Source organism: [Mycobacterium] fortunisiensis (assembly GCF_019050325.1).
Lineage (GTDB): Bacteria > Actinomycetota > Actinomycetes > Mycobacteriales > Mycobacteriaceae > Mycobacterium > Mycobacterium fortunisiensis.
In genome coordinates this window covers 138,117-155,064 of the sequence record NZ_VOMB01000027.1, presented here as the reverse complement: position 1 = coordinate 155,064, position 16,948 = coordinate 138,117, and the positions used below count along the sequence as shown (strand labels likewise).

Genomic DNA, 16,948 nt, shown 5'->3' with positions numbered 1-16,948 from the left:
ATTCCCGTACCTGCCGACAAATGCTGTTTGCCAGTTAACTTTACGGGACGGTCTCAGCTCCAGCTCAGGTTCGGGCCGAGGCTCAGGTCCACAGCACCGCGATGGCGGCGGCGAGCAGGGGCAGCACGCCGGCCGCGACGAACAGCGGCAGCACGGGTTGACCGGTACGGCGTTGCCGTGCCCGGCCGATGCCCAGAACGGCGCCGAGCACGACGAGGATGACGAGCTTGGTGACGAGCTTCGGGTAGTTCAACTCGATGCCGGCCGGCCACGGCGCGGCCAGGGCCACGCCGGTCAGTAGCGACAGCGTGATGCCGTAGTCCATCACCCGGGTGATCTCGAAGCGGCGGGCCACGGCCTCGGCCACCCAGGCGCCGACCATCACCGCGAACCCGATCAGGTGGAGATAAACAACTACGTTGCGTAGTAGGTCCATGGGCGGAGTGTAAGCCCTGAGTGTGAGTCGGCGCGTGCCATTCCAGCTAGGGGTGGAACGTCACGCGCCGACACTGGCCACCCTAGCCCTCACGCAGGCTCGGCTTCCAGGTTTCCCGCACCCTGGTCACGTAGGCTGGCCGGGATGCGGCTGCTGCTGATCGCCGATACTCACGTGCCCATGCGCGCCAAGGATCTGCCGGCTCAGGTGTGGGACGAGGTGGACCGGGCCGATGTGGTGGTTCACGCCGGCGACTGGGTCGAGCCCGCCCTGCTCGACACCCTGGGTGCACGTGCGTCGCGCCTGATCGGCTGTTGGGGCAACAACGACGGGGCGGAGCTACGCCGACGGCTGCCGGAGCGGGCCGACGTGACACTGGACGGTCTGCGTTTCACGGTGGTCCACGAGACCGGCGCGGCCACGGGCCGTGAGGCGCGCGTGGCCAGGGACTACCCGGCAACCGACGTGCTGGTGTTCGGGCACAGTCACATCCCGTGGGACACCACTGCGAAAACCGGTCTGCGCCTGCTCAATCCGGGGTCGCCGACCGACCGCCGCCGGCAGCCGTACTGCACGTATATGACCGCGCGTATCTCTGCGGGCGTGTTGGCCGATGTCCGCCTGCACACGGTCCGGCGAGATGAACAACGCGCCACGTATCTAGATAAGAAGTGAAGATTTAGTACTTGTATTGACAAGTTGCGCCACCGCCGCCCACAGTGGGCGCATGAAACCCAGCTATGACGTGGTGGTGGTCGGCGCCGGCATCGTCGGCCTGGCGCACGCCTACCACGCGCATCGACGCGGGTTGCGGGTCGCCGTCGTCGACCACGCAGGCGGGGTCGTCGGGGCTTCGGTGCAGAACTTCGGTCATGTCTGCCTCACCGCGCAATCCGGGATTGCCGGGGACTATGCGCGGCGCGGCCGTCAGCACTGGCTGGACCTCTCACGCAGCGCGGGGTTCTGGTCGGCGCAGGCAGGCACGTTCTGTGTCGCGCGTCATGACGACGAACTGGCCGTGATGCGCGAATTCGCTGCCGTCCGCGGACCTGCCGAGGTGGAGTTGCTGAGCCGCGAGCAGGTCCTGGATCGGGTTCCGGTGGCGGCCGATCGGGTGACCGGCGGCATGTACCTGCCGAACGACCTGCAGGTCGATCCGCGCACCGCGGCTCCCGCCATTGCGCGCTGGCTGGCCACCGAGGGCGTCGACTTCCATTGGCGCACCGCGGCTTCCGGATTCGAGCCCGGCGTGGTGCACACCTCACGCGGTGCGGTGCGGGCCACGGCGACCTTCGTCACCGTCAACTACGACATCGACCGGCTCTTCCCGGCGTTGGCCGAGCGCGACGGCCTGCTGCGGTGTCGGCTGCACATGCTGCGGGCCCGGCTGCCCCTGCCTGCGGCACTGCCCGCACCGCTGTTCACCGGATGGTCGCTGGTGCGCTACTCGGGTTTCGCGGATCTGCCCACCACCTCCGCCGTCGCCGAGCGGTTGCGCGCCGAGTACCCCGACCACGTCGACATCGGCCTGCACCAGATGTACACCCCGCAGCCCGACGGCTCGCTGCTGATCGGTGACACCCACTACCACGACGTGTCCGCACCACCGTTTCAATCCGAAGAGGGATTCGAGGTGCTCCTCGACGAGACCCGAAAACTGTTCGGGATCAACGATATCCAGGTGTCCGAACGCTGGCAGGGGGTCTACTGCTCGGCTCCCGGTCAGGAATTCCTGATCGAGCAGCCCATCGAGGGCACCCACGTCGTCACCGTCACCACCGGTATCGGCATGACCACCGGCCTGGGCCTGGCCCTCGACAGCGTCGAGAACGCCCTGGGACCACTCGTCGCACAAGCCTGAACCACCCGAACGAAAGGGATGACTCCATGAGCGCCACGACAACCGAACCGATCACGCTCGTCGTGTTCGACATGGCCGGAACCACCGTGCAGGACAGCGGTCTGGTGCAGCAGTCGTTCTTGGCCGCCGACCGACACGCGGGCCTGTCGAAGACGGACGCTGATCGGGAGGAGATGCTGCGCTACGTCGACGACACCATGGGGCAGTCCAAGATCACCGTCTTCCGGCATCTGGCCCGCGGCGACGAGGGGAAGGCGCAGGCTGCCAACCAGGAATTCGAACGCTGCTATGCCCGCCTGGTGGCCGAGGGGAACTGCAGTCCCGTGCCCGGCGCCGAAGAGGTCATCGCCACGCTGCGGGCTGATGGCATCAAGACCGCGCTGACCACCGGGTTCGCCAAGGAAACGCAGACGGCGATCATCGAGGCGCTGGGCTGGCAGCACCTGGCCGACGCGGTGCTGTGCCCCACGGCGGGGGTGCGCGGGCGGCCGTACCCCGACATGGCGCTGACGGCACTGATGCAGACCGAAACCGATTCGGTGCGTTCGATGGTCGTGCTGGGCGACTCCGCCTCCGATGTCGTCAGTGGCCTGCGCGCGGGTGCCCGGGCCTCGGTCGGCGTGCTGACCGGGGCGCACGACCGGGCCCAACTGTCCGAAGCGGGTGCCACGCACATCCTCGACAGCGTGGCCGACCTTCCAACCCTGCTGGCCGAGCTGCAGTAGGCCGGGCCGCCACGGCTAGGGGTCGGGAAAACTGGTGCGGGCGTTGACGATACTGAACGTCACCAGGTCGGGCCGGTACCGGTCATCGGCGCATTCGAACACCACCCCGTTCTGATCCCGTGAGACGCGACGCTCACGCAACAGCGGACTGCCCGGCGCGATACCGAGATTCGCAGCGTCGTCGGCCCCGGCCGCCACCGCGTCGAGCACGTGCTCCATGGAATCGAAGTGCACGCCGCGACCGGCCAGGTACGCGGTCATCGAACCGGAATCGGTGTCGAACTCGAACAGCAGCGAGCCGACGGAGTCGATGAAGGTGCTGCGCTCCACCATGGCCGGCTCACCGTCGAGCAGCCGCACGCGCAGCACCTCGACCACGAAGTCCTCTGCCGTCAATCCCAGTGCCTCGGCCGCGGCCCCGGACGCCCGGCGGCGGGCCACTTCCAGAGTGCGGTTGCCGGCGGTGCGCCCGGCACGTTCGGCCCACTCGGTGAACGGGGTGAACGTATCCAGCCGCTGGGTGGCCTCGTGGCTGCGCACCACCGCGGGCTTGCCGCGCGAAACCCGGATCAGGCCCTCGTTCTTCAGCGTGGCCAGGGCCTGGCGCACCGGGCCGCGGGACACGTCGAACTCCGCGCACAACGCACTTTCGGTGGGCAGCGCCTGGCCGACGGCGTAGTCACGGCGCCTGATGCGCGCACGCAGTTCGGCCGCGACGTGTTCGTGGCGCGAACGGGGCCCGGCCATCGGCCTCACCTTCGTGGAAAGTTGTCATGACACGTTTGCCAACCTGGCCAGGTTACCGCCTCGGGCTCAGGGCAGGCCGCCATCGACGCGCAGGATCGAGCCGGTGGTGAAGCTGGACGCGTCCGACATCAGAAACAGTGCGGCGCCGACGATCTCGGGCGGATTGCCGGCCCGTTGCAGGGCCAGGTGGCCGAACGGGTCACCGGCCATGTCCCAGGCCTTGCTGACGTCGGTGAGAAAAGGTCCGGCCATCAGGGTGTTGACCCGCACGGTCGGGCCGAAGGCCTTGGCCAGCCCCTCGGTCATGGCGTTGAGGCCGGCCTTGGCCGCGGCGTAGGGCAGCATGTACTGATCGGGCCGCAGCGAGCCGGACGAGCTGACGTTGATGATCGCGCCGCCGCCGTCGGCCACCATGCGCTCACCGAGCAGGGCCGAAAGCCGAAACGGCCCTTTGAGATTCAGGTTGAACACGGCGTCGAAGAGTTTCTCGGTGACCGAGCCCAGCGATTCGTACAGTGGTGACATGCCGGCGTTGTTCACCAGCACGTCGACCTTGCCGAACCGCGCGTACACCGCGTCCACCAGGCCGTCGAGCTCATCCCACCGGCCCACGTGCACCGCATACGGCAGCGCGGCGCGACCGGTGGCCGCGGTGATCGCCTCGGCGGTGGCCACACACGAGTCCAGGTTGCGGCTGGCGATCACCACATCGGCCCCGCACCGCGCCGCCCCCATCGCGATCTCGGCGCCCAGCCCGCGGCTACCCCCGGTGACCAGCACCACCCGATCGGTCAGGTCGAACAACTCGTCGGCGTATCCCATGTACTGGACCCTCTCCGGTGATCAGGTACTGCGGCCCTATGGTGGCACGGTGCAACTGCTTCTGGTCCGACATGCTTTACCGCTGCGCAGCGAGCCGGGTCAAGGGTCCGACCCCGACCTGTCCGAGGCGGGCGTCGCGCAGGCGCAGCGGCTGCCGGCCGCGCTGTCCCGGTTTCCGGTCACCCGGCTGGTCAGCAGCCCGCAACGACGCGCCGTACAGACGGCGGGGCCGCTGTCGGAATCGCTCGGGCTGTCGGTCGAGGTCGACGAGCGGCTCGCCGAGTACGACCGCGACATGTCGCACTATGTGCCGATCGAGGACATCGCCAAGGAGAACCCCGAGGAGCTGGCCCGCCTCGCCGGCGGGCATCTGCCCAGCAGCGTGGACGAGGACGCGTTCCTGGCCAGGATCGCCGCCGCGGTCGAGGACCTGGTGGCCGCGGGCGACCATGACGAGACCGTCGCGGTGTTCAGCCACGGCGGGGTGATCAACGTGCTGCTGCACCAGATCCTGCAGACCCAGCGGCTGCTGTCGTTCCACGTGGACTACGCCTCGGTCACCCGGGTGCTGTCGTCACGGTCGGGCAGGCTGGCGGTGGCGTCGGTCAACAGCACCGAGCACGTGTGGGACCTGCTGCCGCGAAACGTCCGGTGGTAGGCCTGGTAAACAATGACCGTGACCAATCTGGAAGGGCTCGACCTCGTCGCCCTGGACCGGCATCTGCATTCCGAGGGCATCGCCCGCAGTGGTGAGCTCCGCGCCGAACTGATCGCCGGTGGCCGTTCCAACCTCACCTTCCTGGTGTTCGACGACGCATCCAAATGGGTGCTGCGGCGTCCGCCGCTGCATGGGCTGACGCCGTCGGCGCACGACATGGCTCGGGAGTACAAGGTGGTCGCGGCACTGGCCGACACCCCGGTCCCGGTGGCCCGCGCGGTGACGATGCGCAACGACGATTCGGTGCTGGGCGCCCCGTTCCAGATGGTCGAGCACGTCGAGGGCCGGGTGGTGCGCACCGCCGCAGAGCTCGAAGCACTCGGTGACCGACAGGTGATCGACGGTTGCGTCGACGCCCTGATCCAGGCGCTGGCCGATCTGCATGCCGTCGACCCGGCCGCGGTCGGCCTCGGTGACTTCGGCAAACCCGACGGTTACCTGGAACGGCAGGTCCGGCGCTGGGGTTCGCAGTGGGAGCATGTCCGGCTGCCCGACGACGCCCGCGACGACGATGTCCGCCGCTTGCATCAGGCGCTGGCCGAGGCGGTGCCGCCGCAGAGCGGAACGTCGATCGTGCACGGCGACTACCGCATCGACAACACGATCCTCGACGCCGCGGATGCCACGGTGGTCCGCGCGGTGCTGGACTGGGAGATGTCCACGCTCGGTGACCCGCTGTCGGACGCGGCCCTGATGTGCGTCTACCGCGATCCGATGTTCGGCTACGTGCATTCCGACGCGGCGTGGACCTCGGAGCTGCTGCCCACGGCCGACGAGCTGGCCAACCGCTATGCGAAGGTGTCCGGCCGCGAGTTGGCGCACTGGGAGTTCTACATGGCGCTGGCCAACTTCAAACTGGCCATCATCGCCGCCGGAATCGACTATCGCAGGCGCGAGGGAGCCGACGGTCCCGAACAGGTCGGCGAGGCGGTGGCCCCGCTGATCGCCGCGGGTCTGCGCGCCCTGGGCTGACGCTCAGCCGTGCTGGGCGGCCTTGAAGTTCTTCTTGGCCGCGCGGCGCAACTGGAAGATCCGGGCCGATCCGGCGGCGACGGTCAACAGGCCGCCGGCCACCGCGGCGCCCAGGATCGCCACGCCCGTCGGCAGTGACCAGTGCCAGCCCAGGAACGTCATCGGCACCGGTTCGGTGTTCTGCGCGATGAAGATCAGCAGCACGATCAGCACCAGGAAACCCAGGATCAGTGCTGACCACAGCGCACCGGCGCGGGTGAGTTTGGGCTCGCTGGCCTTGCCCGTCTTGGCGGGTGACTTGCCGGGCTCGGGCGGCTTGCCCGGGTCGGGCAACGGCCCGGCCGGGGGTGGAGCCGGTGTGGCCGCGGTGGGCTCAGGCAAATCGGGCGATGCAGGCGGATCGCTGGTCATGCTGCCATCTTCGCGCGCCGCGGCGCCAAAGCAAACCACCCTGAGCTAAAGCGCGGCGGCATGTCGGGTGCGGCACTAGGGTCTCAGGCAGGCTGAACACGCCGAAAGGACGTGCGAATGCGGTTGCGACGACCCGCGCGGACACTCCAGGCCGTACCGGTGCTGCTGGTGTCGCTACTGGTTCTGGTTTCTGGGTGCGGCAGTTCCAATCCGCTCGGCGGCGGCGAGATTTCCGGCGACCTCAAGACGATCACCGTCGGATCCGCCGACTTCCCGGAGTCCAAAATCATCGCCGAGATCTACGCGCAGGCACTGGAGGCCAATGACTTTCAGGTCAAAAGACAGTTCGGGATCGGCAGCCGGGAGACGTATGTGCCTGCCGTGCAGGACCACTCGATCGACCTGATCCCCGAATACACCGGAAATCTGTTGCAGTACTTCGATGCGGACGCTACTGCCACCACCTCGGACGAGGTGCTGATCGCCCTGTTCAAGGCGCTGCCGGGTGACTTGTCGATCCTGTCCCCATCGCTGGCCGAGGACAAGGACACCCTGGCCGTCACCGCCGAAACCGCGCAGCGCTGGAACCTGACGACCATCGCTGATCTGGCCGCGCATTCGGCTGAGGTGAAAGTCGGTGCGCCATCGGAGTTTCAGACTCGGCAGACGGGTCTTGTCGGGCTGAAGTCCCGGTACGGCCTGGACATCGCGCCGGCCAACTTTGTGGCGATCAGCGACGGTGGCGGTCCGGCCACCGTGTCGGCACTGACCAGCGGAGCCGTCACCGCCGCGAACATCTTCAGCACTTCGCCGGCCATCGGGCAGCACCACCTGGTGGCTCTGGAAGACCCTGAGAACGCCTTCCTGGCGGCCAACGTCGTTCCGCTGGTGGCATCCCAGAAGATGTCCGCCGAACTCAAGACGGTGCTCGATGCGGTGTCGGCCGCCCTCACCACCGCAGACCTGATCGCACTCAACACCGCGGTGGAGGGCAACGCCGGCGTCGATCCGGACGAGGCGGCCGAAAAGTGGGTCGCCGACCATGGTTTCGACAAGCCCGTGCAGAAATGATGGCGCAGCCGTGATCACATTCGAGAACGTCACCAAGCAGTATCCGGACGGCACCGTTGCCGTGGACAACCTCAACCTCGACGTGCCGGCCGGCACGCTGACGGTGTTCGTCGGCCCGTCGGGCTGCGGCAAGACCACCTCGATGCGGATGGTCAACCGGATGATCGATCCGACGTCGGGCACCGTGACCGTCGACGGCGAGGACGTCAGCACCGTCGACCCGGTCAAGCTGCGCCTCGGCATCGGGTACGTCATCCAGAGCGCCGGGCTGATGCCGCACCTGCGGGTGGTGGACAACGTCGCGACGGTGCCGGTGCTGCGCGGTGAATCCCGGCGCAGCGCCCGCAAGGCGGCGATCGGGGTGATGGAACGGGTGGGGCTGGACCCGAAGCTGGCCGACCGTTACCCGGCGCAGCTGTCGGGCGGGCAGCAGCAGCGCGTCGGGGTGGCCCGGGCGTTGGCAGCCGACCCGCCGATCCTGCTGATGGACGAGCCGTTCAGCGCGGTCGACCCGGTGGTCCGCGAGGAACTTCAGGCCGAGATCCTGCGACTGCAAAGCGAATTGCGCAAGACCATCGTGTTCGTCACCCATGATGTCGACGAGGCGGTCAAGCTCGCCGACCTGGTCGCGGTGTTCGGCCGTGGGGGAGTGCTGCAGCAGTACGACCAGCCGGCCCGGCTGTTGTCCAATCCGGCCAACGACCTGGTGGCCGGCATCGTCGGGGCCGACCGCGGCTACCGGGGGTTGCAGTTCTTCCACGCGACCGGGCTGGGCCTGCACGAGCTCCGCCACGTCGCCGAGACCGAACTCGACGCGTTGCAGCTGGGTTCCGGGGACTGGGTGTTGATCACCACCCCCGAAGGCGCCCCGTACGGCTGGGTCAACGCCGAGGGCGTCGAGGTGCATCGGTCAGGAAAGACGTTGTACGACAGTACGATTGCCGGTGGTTCGTTGTTCCGCCCGGATGGCACGCTGCGGCAGGCGCTGGACGCGGCGCTGTCCTCACCGTCGGGGCTGGGCGTTGCGGTCGATGATGCCGGCCGGGTCATCGGCGGGGTGCGGGCCGAAGATGTGTTGGCCGCCCTGGAAACCCAGCGGCACATTCCCGCGCTGGGACGCTGATGCGGTATCTGCTGAACCACCTCGACGACCTCTGGGTGCTGACGGTCGTGCACCTGCGGTTGTCGTTGGTGCCGATCGTGTTGGGGTTGCTCATCGCGGTGCCGCTGGGTGCCGCGGTGCAGCGCACCACCGCACTGCGGCGGCTGACCACGCTCACCGCGAGCATCATCTTCACCATCCCGTCGCTGGCACTGTTCGTGGTGTTGCCGCTGATCATCCCGACCCGCATCTTGGACGAGGCCAATGTCATTGTGGCGCTGACGCTCTACACCGCGGCACTGTTGGTGCGGGCGGTGCCCGAAGCGCTCGATGCGGTGCCCGAACCTGTGCGTGACGCCGCGACGGCGATCGGTTACCGGCCGCTGGTGCGGATGCTCAAGGTGGAACTCCCGCTGGCCATCCCGGTGCTGGTGGCCGGGCTACGGGTGGTGGCGGTCACCAACATCTCGATGGTGTCGGTGGGTTCGGTGATCGGCATCGGCGGCTTGGGCACCTGGTTCACCGAGGGCTACCAGGCCAACAAGAGCGATCAGATCATCGCCGGGATCATCGCGATCTTCGTGCTGGCGATCATCATCGACACCGTGATCATGACGGTGGGCCGGGCCATCACGCCGTGGACGCGCAAGGCACCGGCATGAACTTCCTGAGCCAAGCCCTGGAGTTCATCCTCACCGCCGCCAACTGGGCCGGGCCCGCCGGTCTGGGCGCCCGCATCGGCGAACACCTGCTGTACACCGTGGTCGCGGTGCTGGTGTCGGCGCTGATCGCGATCCCGGTAGGCCTGCTCATCGGACATACCGGGCGCGGCACCTTCCTCGTCGTCACCGGGGTCAACGCCTTGCGGGCCCTGCCCACGCTGGGGGTGTTGCTGCTCGGGGTGCTGCTGTGGGGTCTGGGGTTGGTGCCGCCGACGGTGGCGCTGATGCTGCTGGGTATCCCGCCGCTGCTGGCCGGCACCTACGCCGGCATCGCCAACGTGGATCCGGCCGTGGTGGATGCCGCGCGGTCGATGGGCATGACCGAGCGGCAGGTGCTGCTGGGGGTGGAGGTGCCCAATGCGCTGCCGTTGATCCTGGGTGGGCTGCGCACTGCGACGCTGCAGATCGTGGCGACCGCGACGGTCGCCGCCTACGCCAGCCTGGGTGGGTTGGGCCGCTATCTGATCGACGGGATCAAGGTCCGCCAGTTCCACATCGCGCTCGTGGGTGCGCTCATGGTGACGGCGCTGGCACTGCTTCTGGATGCCGCGCTGGCGTTCGCGGTCTGGCTCTCCGTGCCCGGTAGTGGCCGGTTGGGGCGTTCGCGTCGGGTGCCGCAGCCGTTGCTCGGTGATGAAGTGGCACTCGGGTCGCGGTCGGTGACGGGCGGCGGCGGGAGTTCCGGACTCGGCTACGAACGGCGGGCGTCGTCGCATACGGTAGACGGGTGAGTGACCAGAAGGACCGTGCCTGGCCGGCGGTGTTGACGTGGCGGGCACACGACGAACCCCGGATGGAATCGGTGCGGGTTCAATTGTCGGGCAAGCGGATCAAGGCCTACGGCCGGATCGTGGCCGGTGCCACTGCTTCCCACCCGGCGTTCTCGGCGTCCTACGACTTGGTCACCGACGAGACCGGGGCCACCAAGCGGTTGTCGCTGTCGGTCACCCTGGCCGAGCGGGACCGCCAGCTCTCCATCGCGCGCGACGAGGAGAACATGTGGCTCGTGCAGGACCACACCCAGACCACGCGTTCGGACTTCGGCGGTGCGCTCGATGTCGACGCGCTGTTCAGCCCGCTGTTCAACGCGTTGCCGATCCGGCGGATCGGGCTGCACGAGCGGGCCGAGACGGTCACCGTGCCGGTGGTCTATGTGCGGTTACCGGACTTCTCGGTGGACGCCGCCAACATCGGCTACAGCAGCGTGGGGGTGGCGGCCGGGACGCTGAAGCTGCGGTCGCCGATCGCCGACACCACCATCACGGTGGACTCTGACGGCTTCGTCCTTGATTACCCAGGACTGGCTGAGCGGATCTGATCACTCCGCCGGCGCGGCCGGCCGCGGCCAACTCGGCTCGCCAGTTGCCGTCGCCCACCACCGTGGTGATGATCTCGGGGCGGCTGAAGCTGTCGTAACGCATCCGTGCGGCGTGGCCGGTCTCCACCAGATCGGCCACTGATCCGGTCGCGGCGAGGGTGTCCCTGGCCCGGGTCAGCCGGTCGATGGCCTGCTCGAGCGTGGGCAGCAACTGGTCGGCATTGGCCTCACACATGGCCCGCACCAGGTCGGGTGCGGTGGCGGCCACCCGGGTGCCGTCCCGGAATGAACCGGCGGCCAGCGCGAAGGCCAGCGGCACCTCACCGGCGATCACGGCGAGGGTTTCGGCGAACAGGTGCGGCAGGTGGGAGATGGTGGCCGCGGCCGCGTCGTGCTCGTCGGAGCGGGCTGGGACGACGACGGCGTGACAGTCCAGCGCCAACTGGGCGACCAGGGTCCAGACCCGGGCGTCGACGTGGTCGTCCACGCTGACCACCCACGGCGCTCCGGTGAACAGCTCCGCATAGCCGGCCGACCAGCCCGAATGCGCCGTGCCGGCCATCGGGTGGCCGCCGACGAAGTTCGGCAACAGGCCGACCTCGCGCACTTCGTCGAGAACCGCGCCCTTGACGCTGGTGACGTCGGTCAGCGGGCAGGCGGGCGCGGCGTCACGGATGTGCTCGAGCAGGTGGCGCAGGGCCGGCACCGGCACCGCGAGCACGATCAGCGCGTCCCGCTCGGCCGCCCGGCGCAACGCCTCGTCGAGATTCTCGGTGGCGTCGAAACCGTCGACCTTCGCCGCGGCGACCGCTTCCACCGACCGGTTGTAGCCGAAGACCTCACGGCCGGCGGCTGCCGCGGCACGCATCAGCGAACCGCCGATCAGGCCCAGGCCGAGTACGCACACCGGTGTCGTCGTCACGCTTCAAGACTGGCATATCGGCGGCACCGGGTCAGCGGGTGATCCCTGGTCAAAATCGCTGGTCGGCGACTACCGTAGGCGGGCATGGGAGCACAACGTGCGCCGGCAGACCTTCCCGATGGCTTCGGGGTGGCCGTTGTCCGGGAGGACGGCAAGTGGCGGTGTGCGCCCATGCGCTCTTCGTCGTTGAAGAGTCTGACCGCGGCCGAGACGGAGCTTCGTGAGCTGCGCAGCGCCGGGGCGGTGTTCGGGCTGCTCGATGTGGACGACGAGTTTTTCGTGATCGTGCGGCCGGCACCTGCGGGTACCCGGTTGCTGCTGTCGGATGCCACGGCGGCACTGGATTACGACATCGCCGCCGAGGCGCTGGAGAACCTGGACGCCGATCTGGAGGAAGAGGACCTCGAGGACGCCGATCCGTTCGAAGAGGGCGACCTCGCGGTGCTGTCGGACATCGGGCTGCATGAGGACGTGCTGGGCGTGATCCTGTCGGAGACCGACCTGTACGCCGACGAGCAGATCGGCCGGATCGCCCGCGAGATGGGCTTCGCCGACGAGTTGTCGGTGGTGCTCGACCGGCTCGGTCGGTGAGATCTTCCGACGAAACCCTGATCCGTGCGGCGCTTGCGGCTGCCCGGACGGCCGGCCCGCGCGACGTGCCGATCGGTGCGGTGGTGTTCGCCGCCGACGGCACCGAGCTGGCCCGGGCGGCCAATGTCCGGGAGGCCACCGGGGATCCGGCCGGGCACGCCGAGATCGTGGCGATGCGTGAGGCCGCGCGGGTACTCGGCGACGGCTGGCGGCTGGAAGGTGCGACGCTGGCGGTGACCGTGGAGCCGTGCACGATGTGTGCCGGCGCACTGGTGCTGGCCCGGGTGGCCCGGGTGGTGTTCGGGGCGTGGGAGCCCAAGACCGGGGCGGTCGGCTCGCTGTGGGATGTGGTGCGGGATCGCCGGCTCAACCACCGTCCCGAGGTGGTCGGTGGGGTGCTGGCCGATGAGTGTGCGGCCCTGCTGGAGGAGTTCTTCGCGGCGCAGCGTTGATGGCCCTGCCGAGTGTGAACAAGATTGCGACTTCTCGGCTGATTTTGCGCATCAAGTTCACACTCGGGAGATCTGCGGAGCCGATTATGGCTCTCGGCGCTCGCCCGGTAAGCTGCCACACGGTGGCGTGTCCGAGCGGCCTAAGGAGCACGCCTCGAAAGCGTGTGACGGGTAACCCCCGTCCGAGGGTTCAAATCCCTCCGCCACCGCCATAAAATCCCGCACCTGTTATCGCAGGTAGCGGGATTTTTTTGCGATCAGGGGGCCAGCACAGGTTGCTTCCCCGCGCACTGTGACGAGCGTGCAGCCTTTTGGTCTGTCACGCGAAGAACCGCCATGAAAGCCTGCACGTTCGTCACAGCGTGTCCAACCGGGTGGCGGTGACGGTCCCGCTGTCGCTGTCCGATCCGACGTCGCGCGGACAGTGGGCGGCCTGTTCAGCGAAACTGGTGAAAGCCGTTGACCATCCCAGGCTTTCGATCCATTGCCGGGCGTCGTCGCCGAGTCCGCGGTCGACATTGGACATGTTCCGATACAGGTCCGCGGCGCCGTCGACGGTGTGCAAGGTGGTGCTGAAGCTCCGGCTGCCCATGACCGGGAATCCGTATCGACTGCCGGGCGCGGACAGTCGTGTGATCGCTTCGAACCCGGCGCGCGCCGACGCCGTCGGCAGGGTCATCAGGGCGTGGTCGACCCAATGGGTGGGGGTGGCGGGGTCAAACCCGTTGGCCAGCAGTCCTTCGGACCAATCATCAGTGCCCAGGTCGGCCGCGACGACGTGGCGCTCGCACGTCTCGACGGCATCGCGCAGCAGCGGTTCCTTGAAGGCGAAGAGTGCCGGCAGATCGATCTCGAACAAGCGGACCGGCGCGGGCCAGGTCAGCCGGAAGGCGTGGGTGTCCAGGCCGGCGCCGAGCAACACGATCTGTGGGCGTCCGGACGACGCCGCTTCGAGGAGGCCATCGTCGACGAGGCGGACGCCCACGGTGCGGGTCTCGTACATCACGTCGGCCAACCGCAACACGGTGTTCCAGGTTTCGGCCGCGTTCTCGGGTGCGGACGGGTCGAGATACGCCCGCTGGACTGCCGCGACGAACCGTTCGGCGTACGGATCCGCGTAGAGCCGGTCGTCACGTCGGTTTTCCCGGGCCCGGATGACCGCGACGCCGACGGCGGTCAGCGGTGGTCCGGCCAGGGTGGTGGGCAGCTGCGATCCGGTCATGTGTCCCCTCCAAGTCGCGGCAATCATTACTTGACGGCAGGTAAGTAATGAATGTGGCCACGCTAAGCTCATCCCTTGCCGGGCGTCAAGTAATGGAAGGGGTATCGATGGCAGGCCGACGGACCGATACCCGCGACAAGATCCGTGCCGTGGCGCTGGAACTATTCTCCGCTCACGGCTACGACCACACCTCGATTCGGCAGATCGCCGAGAGCCTCGGGATCACGAAAGCGGCTGTCTACTATCACTTCCCGGCCAAGGAAGACATCGTGGTCAGTCTTGCCGATGATCTCCGCAACGGCGTCGACGAGATCCTGCGGTGGGCCGCTGATCAACCTGCGGGCAGGGAAACCGGACTCGAGGTCTTGCGCCGCTACGGCACCGTGCTGCACGGCACGGGCCGGGCGATGACACGGTTCATGCACGAGAACTATGCCGCGTTCAACCGGCTCGGGGTGGGAGCTGACCTGCGCTACCAGTTCCGCACCGTGGCCGACGCCATGACTGCACCCGATCACGATCCCGTCGCCGTGTATCACGCTCGGCAGGCGCTACTGACCATTTCGTGGAGCGTGGCCATGATGGGCGACTTGCCGCTCACCGACGAACAGTGCAACGACACCGCCATCGCGATCGCGTCCGACATCTACCGGCGCAGCCTCTAGATTCGCGTCCAGGGCGCGAACGCGTTGCGCTGCCCGCGCAGCACCGGCCCGAGCTCGGGGTAGTGCCGCAGCAGCACCGAGACCATGTCGTTGCGGTCGATCCACTCCATGCCTTCGGGGGTGTAGACGCGTGGGGTGAAGTCGACGGTGTAGAACCGGTCGCTCTTGAGCCGACGGGTCGCCATCAACACGAAGATGCGGAATGCGGTGTCGCTGAACCCGAATCCGGCCGGCAGTTGCTCACCGAACATCCCCACCATGGTGTCCACCTTGTCGATGTCACCGCCGTAGATCTCGGCCATCACCGCGGCGGTCTCGTGGTCGCCGCCGCTGATCTGCTCGAAACTCGTCACCGGATCCAGCCGCAGCGCGCGGCGGAACTCGTTGTAGCGGGGCACTCCTCGTTCCCGGGAGCGCAGGATGTCGGTCGCGATCAGGTCGAGCGCGTGCTCGTCGGTGCGGACGAAGTTCCGCATGAACTTGGGACTGTTGTGCAGCGTGACCGCGCCCGGATGGGCGACGCCCAGGGAGTACAGGCATTCGGCCACGCCCATGCTCTTGAGCACCCCGCGGGAGTTCGCGCCTCCGTGGATATCGCCGAAGGTCAGCTTCCGTGGGTCGGAATCGGCACTGAGACCGAGGAATTCGTAGTCATCGGGTACCAGCGGGTGCATCCGGTACACGGTGACGAAGTCCTCGGTGATCGAGTACGGCGCGGTGTGGTGGTCGGTGGTCGACCCCGGGATGCCGCTGAGTACGTCGCTGGAGCCCAGCCGGCCGAAGAGCGCTTTGACCCGCTCGCCGGCCAGGCCGAACCAGTTGGCCCGCATGGCGATCTGCAGGGTGGGGTGGCCGAGGATTGCCGGGGTCCACTCGATGGTGTGGATCTTGGCGATCAGGGCGGCGTTGATCAGTCTCGCCTTGTTGAACAGCTGCTCATCGGACCACTGCGGGTATGCGGCCTTGAGTCGGTCGCAGATCGCGTTGTGCTCACGCATGAAGATCGTGCCCATCAACTCCATGCCCAGCCACCAGCCGTCTGCGCCGCCGGACGCCCCGATCAAGGCTGGGTCGATGTCGATGAACCCGTCGGCGTCGATGCGCACCCGGCCGTCGTGGTGGCTGCGGATGGCGTCCTGGAATTCCCTTGTGCTGCCGTAGATCTGGGAGGCGTCCCACCAGTGGGTCTCGGTGTTGACAAAGGTGGATCCGCCGGGGCGCCCGGAGGGGTCGGCGGCGGTGGCCGGCACGTTGATCGTGGGGTCGGGCCAATCGTCGCCCGGCGGGCGGGGAATCTCGAGCATCCGGTTGACGTCGGAGCCGTGGCTGAACCAGTCCCGGGTCTCGAACTGCAGCCAGGCCGCGGCCAGCACGTTGAGCGTGGTGGCCGGCCGGAACTCGCGGCGCTGCAGCAGTTTGGTGCTGATCAGCCGGGGGTTGGGATCCATCAGCTGCGGCACCTTCTCGGCTCGACCCCGCTCGAGCGGCACGTTGCGGCCAAAACGTGTGTTGGCCATCCCCATCGACGATTGTGACAGGTCGTTGTAGGAGCCGTCGGCCGTGCGGACCGCCAGATACTCGGTCGGCGGCAACTCCGGTGCCTGCGGTGGGTGACCCTGGTAGGTGTCGTAGAGGTTGTGCTCGCGCAGCGCGTCACGAATTCCGACCAGCACCGAGATTCCGAGGAACGGCGGCAGCCGGTCCCATCCGACGCGGCGGTCGATCAGCTCAGCGCTCTTGAGGAACAGCTTGTTGAGCAGCGTCGGCATGGCGAGCTCCCTTCCAGGCGATGATGGCGAGTGCGGTGTTGATGGCCGAGATGACGATGGTCGTCACGCCGTGGCGCCGGGCCAGGTCACCGCGGACGGTGATGACGGCAGCCGACACCGTGTCGGTGGCGTGAATCAGGACGCCCAGCTGCTCGGCCCGGCGCAGTGCCGCGCCGCGCAGAACCAGCAGGTCCAGCCCGATGAGCACGGTGCGGATGCCGAACATCCGGAAGGGGTAGCTGCCCGAGCGGTCCGAGGCGGTGTCCACACCCAGCCGCGTCAGCAGTCTTTCGGGGGCCACGAGCGCGGTCGCGCCATTGACGATCCGGAGCACCGCGAGGGCGGTGCGGGCCGCTGTCGGGCTCAGCATGTGTCCATCGTGAGCGCCTACCGAACCCGACGCACGAGTAGTCGGCTACTTG

General features: G+C 67.9%; 21 protein-coding genes and 1 tRNA gene. 14 read left to right on the top strand and 8 right to left on the bottom strand.

Annotation, left to right across the window (positions count from 1 at the left end):
• Window positions 1-82 precede the first annotated feature (82 nt).
• Window positions 83-436: a Fe-S protein gene (locus FR943_RS24995; protein WP_217160989.1), complete on the bottom strand. Its 354-nt coding sequence runs from the start codon at window positions 434-436 to the stop codon at window positions 83-85.
• A 144-nt stretch (window positions 437-580) separates the two neighbouring features.
• Here FR943_RS24995 and FR943_RS24990 point away from each other — a divergent pair, with 144 nt between their 5' ends.
• Genes FR943_RS24990 through FR943_RS24980 form a run of 3 tightly spaced genes read left to right on the top strand, consistent with a single transcriptional unit; the run spans window position 581 to window position 3,022 of the window.
• A complete protein-coding gene (locus FR943_RS24990) occupies window positions 581-1,111 on the top strand; it encodes a metallophosphoesterase family protein (protein ID WP_217160988.1) in 531 nt (176 codons plus the stop codon).
• 52 nt (window positions 1,112-1,163) lie between these two features.
• Complete coding sequence (locus tag FR943_RS24985; RefSeq protein WP_217160987.1) at window positions 1,164-2,297, top strand: TIGR03364 family FAD-dependent oxidoreductase; 1,134 nt, start codon at window positions 1,164-1,166, stop codon at window positions 2,295-2,297.
• A gap of 26 nt (window positions 2,298-2,323) precedes the next feature.
• Window positions 2,324-3,022, top strand: a complete 699-nt coding sequence (locus FR943_RS24980; protein ID WP_217160986.1) for a phosphonatase-like hydrolase — start codon at window positions 2,324-2,326, stop codon at window positions 3,020-3,022.
• 15 nt (window positions 3,023-3,037) lie between these two features.
• Here FR943_RS24980 and FR943_RS24975 read toward each other — a convergent pair whose 3' ends face one another.
• Both FR943_RS24975 and FR943_RS24970 read right to left on the bottom strand, forming a co-directional pair.
• On the bottom strand, window positions 3,038-3,769 hold the full coding sequence (locus FR943_RS24975; RefSeq protein ID WP_217160985.1) for a GntR family transcriptional regulator: 732 nt from the start codon (window positions 3,767-3,769) through the stop codon (window positions 3,038-3,040).
• 66 nt (window positions 3,770-3,835) lie between these two features.
• A complete protein-coding gene (locus FR943_RS24970) occupies window positions 3,836-4,591 on the bottom strand; it encodes an SDR family NAD(P)-dependent oxidoreductase (protein WP_217160984.1) in 756 nt (251 codons plus the stop codon).
• Between the two features lie 49 nt (window positions 4,592-4,640).
• On the opposite strand from FR943_RS24970, the gene FR943_RS24965 reads away from it, so the two are divergent.
• The gene (locus tag FR943_RS24965) at window positions 4,641-5,249 is read left to right on the top strand and encodes a histidine phosphatase family protein (RefSeq protein WP_217160982.1); all 609 of its coding nucleotides are present in this window, start codon (window positions 4,641-4,643) and stop codon (window positions 5,247-5,249) included.
• A gap of 12 nt (window positions 5,250-5,261) precedes the next feature.
• A complete protein-coding gene (locus tag FR943_RS24960; RefSeq protein ID WP_217160981.1) occupies window positions 5,262-6,281 on the top strand; it encodes a phosphotransferase family protein in 1,020 nt (339 codons plus the stop codon).
• 3 nt (window positions 6,282-6,284) lie between these two features.
• On the opposite strand, the gene FR943_RS24955 is transcribed toward FR943_RS24960, so the two are convergent.
• Window positions 6,285-6,692, bottom strand: coding sequence for a LapA family protein (locus FR943_RS24955; protein WP_217160978.1), 408 nt, complete (start codon window positions 6,690-6,692; stop codon window positions 6,285-6,287).
• A gap of 117 nt (window positions 6,693-6,809) precedes the next feature.
• On the opposite strand from FR943_RS24955, the gene FR943_RS24950 reads away from it, so the two are divergent.
• From FR943_RS24950 to FR943_RS24930, 5 genes are read left to right on the top strand one after another with little or no spacing between them, the layout of a single operon-like run.
• Entirely contained in the window at window positions 6,810-7,763 is a 954-nt protein-coding gene (locus FR943_RS24950) for an ABC transporter substrate-binding protein (protein WP_217160977.1), read from the top strand.
• 10 nt (window positions 7,764-7,773) lie between these two features.
• Entirely contained in the window at window positions 7,774-8,886 is a 1,113-nt protein-coding gene (locus FR943_RS24945) for an ABC transporter ATP-binding protein (RefSeq protein ID WP_217160976.1), read from the top strand.
• Window positions 8,886-9,527, top strand: coding sequence for an ABC transporter permease (locus FR943_RS24940; protein WP_217160974.1), 642 nt, complete (start codon window positions 8,886-8,888; stop codon window positions 9,525-9,527). The genes FR943_RS24945 and FR943_RS24940 overlap by 1 nt, the downstream gene beginning before the upstream one ends.
• A complete protein-coding gene (locus FR943_RS24935) occupies window positions 9,524-10,318 on the top strand; it encodes an ABC transporter permease (RefSeq protein ID WP_217161217.1) in 795 nt (264 codons plus the stop codon). The genes FR943_RS24940 and FR943_RS24935 overlap by 4 nt, the downstream gene beginning before the upstream one ends.
• Window positions 10,315-10,905, top strand: coding sequence for a putative glycolipid-binding domain-containing protein (locus tag FR943_RS24930; protein WP_217160973.1), 591 nt, complete (start codon window positions 10,315-10,317; stop codon window positions 10,903-10,905). The genes FR943_RS24935 and FR943_RS24930 overlap by 4 nt, the downstream gene beginning before the upstream one ends.
• Here FR943_RS24930 and FR943_RS24925 read toward each other — a convergent pair.
• Complete coding sequence (locus tag FR943_RS24925; RefSeq protein WP_217161216.1) at window positions 10,847-11,812, bottom strand: prephenate dehydrogenase; 966 nt, start codon at window positions 11,810-11,812, stop codon at window positions 10,847-10,849. The genes FR943_RS24930 and FR943_RS24925 overlap by 59 nt on opposite strands.
• A gap of 99 nt (window positions 11,813-11,911) precedes the next feature.
• Between FR943_RS24925 and FR943_RS24920 the strand changes: the two genes are divergently transcribed.
• From FR943_RS24920 to FR943_RS24910, 3 genes are all read left to right on the top strand, one after another.
• Window positions 11,912-12,418 (top strand): tRNA adenosine deaminase-associated protein, encoded by a 507-nt coding sequence (locus FR943_RS24920; protein ID WP_217160971.1) that lies wholly within the window; start codon window positions 11,912-11,914, stop codon window positions 12,416-12,418.
• Window positions 12,415-12,870, top strand: a complete 456-nt coding sequence (locus tag FR943_RS24915; protein ID WP_217160969.1) for a nucleoside deaminase — start codon at window positions 12,415-12,417, stop codon at window positions 12,868-12,870. Before FR943_RS24920 ends, FR943_RS24915 begins: the two co-directional genes overlap by 4 nt.
• Window positions 12,871-12,991: 121 nt before the next feature.
• Window positions 12,992-13,082 (top strand) — tRNA-Ser (locus FR943_RS24910).
• A gap of 143 nt (window positions 13,083-13,225) precedes the next feature.
• Here FR943_RS24910 and FR943_RS24905 read toward each other — a convergent pair.
• Window positions 13,226-14,092, bottom strand: a complete 867-nt coding sequence (locus tag FR943_RS24905) for an SAM-dependent methyltransferase (RefSeq protein WP_217160967.1) — start codon at window positions 14,090-14,092, stop codon at window positions 13,226-13,228.
• Window positions 14,093-14,199: 107 nt separating this feature from the next.
• Between FR943_RS24905 and FR943_RS24900 the strand changes: the two genes are divergently transcribed.
• Window positions 14,200-14,757, top strand: a complete 558-nt coding sequence (locus FR943_RS24900) for a TetR/AcrR family transcriptional regulator (RefSeq protein WP_217160966.1) — start codon at window positions 14,200-14,202, stop codon at window positions 14,755-14,757.
• Here FR943_RS24900 and FR943_RS24895 read toward each other — a convergent pair.
• Window positions 14,754-16,526, bottom strand: a complete 1,773-nt coding sequence (locus FR943_RS24895; protein WP_217160965.1) for a peroxidase family protein — start codon at window positions 16,524-16,526, stop codon at window positions 14,754-14,756. The two genes, FR943_RS24900 and FR943_RS24895, sit on opposite strands and share 4 nt — an antisense overlap.
• On the bottom strand, window positions 16,486-16,896 hold the full coding sequence (locus FR943_RS24890) for a hypothetical protein (RefSeq protein ID WP_217160964.1): 411 nt from the start codon (window positions 16,894-16,896) through the stop codon (window positions 16,486-16,488). Before FR943_RS24890 ends, FR943_RS24895 begins: the two co-directional genes overlap by 41 nt.
• Between the last annotated feature and the right edge of the window lie 52 nt (window positions 16,897-16,948).

Excerpts from the sequence above, each read along its gene's own strand:
- FR943_RS24995 (WP_217160989.1), bottom strand. The coding sequence starts at position 436 with ATGGACCTACTACGCAACGTAGTTGTTTATCTCCACCTGATCGGGTTC.
- FR943_RS24990 (WP_217160988.1), top strand. The coding sequence starts at position 581 with ATGCGGCTGCTGCTGATCGCCGATACTCACGTGCCCATGCGCGCCAAG.
- FR943_RS24985 (WP_217160987.1), top strand. The coding sequence starts at position 1,164 with ATGAAACCCAGCTATGACGTGGTGGTGGTCGGCGCCGGCATCGTCGGC.
- FR943_RS24980 (WP_217160986.1), top strand. The coding sequence starts at position 2,324 with ATGAGCGCCACGACAACCGAACCGATCACGCTCGTCGTGTTCGACATG.
- FR943_RS24975 (WP_217160985.1), bottom strand. The coding sequence starts at position 3,769 with ATGGCCGGGCCCCGTTCGCGCCACGAACACGTCGCGGCCGAACTGCGT.
- FR943_RS24970 (WP_217160984.1), bottom strand. The coding sequence starts at position 4,591 with ATGGGATACGCCGACGAGTTGTTCGACCTGACCGATCGGGTGGTGCTG.
- FR943_RS24960 (WP_217160981.1), top strand. The coding sequence starts at position 5,262 with ATGACCGTGACCAATCTGGAAGGGCTCGACCTCGTCGCCCTGGACCGG.
- FR943_RS24955 (WP_217160978.1), bottom strand. The coding sequence starts at position 6,692 with ATGACCAGCGATCCGCCTGCATCGCCCGATTTGCCTGAGCCCACCGCG.
- FR943_RS24950 (WP_217160977.1), top strand. The coding sequence starts at position 6,810 with ATGCGGTTGCGACGACCCGCGCGGACACTCCAGGCCGTACCGGTGCTG.
- FR943_RS24940 (WP_217160974.1), top strand. The coding sequence starts at position 8,886 with ATGCGGTATCTGCTGAACCACCTCGACGACCTCTGGGTGCTGACGGTC.
- FR943_RS24935 (WP_217161217.1), top strand. The coding sequence starts at position 9,524 with ATGAACTTCCTGAGCCAAGCCCTGGAGTTCATCCTCACCGCCGCCAAC.
- FR943_RS24920 (WP_217160971.1), top strand. The coding sequence starts at position 11,912 with ATGGGAGCACAACGTGCGCCGGCAGACCTTCCCGATGGCTTCGGGGTG.
- FR943_RS24905 (WP_217160967.1), bottom strand. The coding sequence starts at position 14,092 with ATGACCGGATCGCAGCTGCCCACCACCCTGGCCGGACCACCGCTGACC.
- FR943_RS24900 (WP_217160966.1), top strand. The coding sequence starts at position 14,200 with ATGGCAGGCCGACGGACCGATACCCGCGACAAGATCCGTGCCGTGGCG.
- FR943_RS24895 (WP_217160965.1), bottom strand. The coding sequence starts at position 16,526 with ATGCCGACGCTGCTCAACAAGCTGTTCCTCAAGAGCGCTGAGCTGATC.
- FR943_RS24890 (WP_217160964.1), bottom strand. The coding sequence starts at position 16,896 with ATGCTGAGCCCGACAGCGGCCCGCACCGCCCTCGCGGTGCTCCGGATC.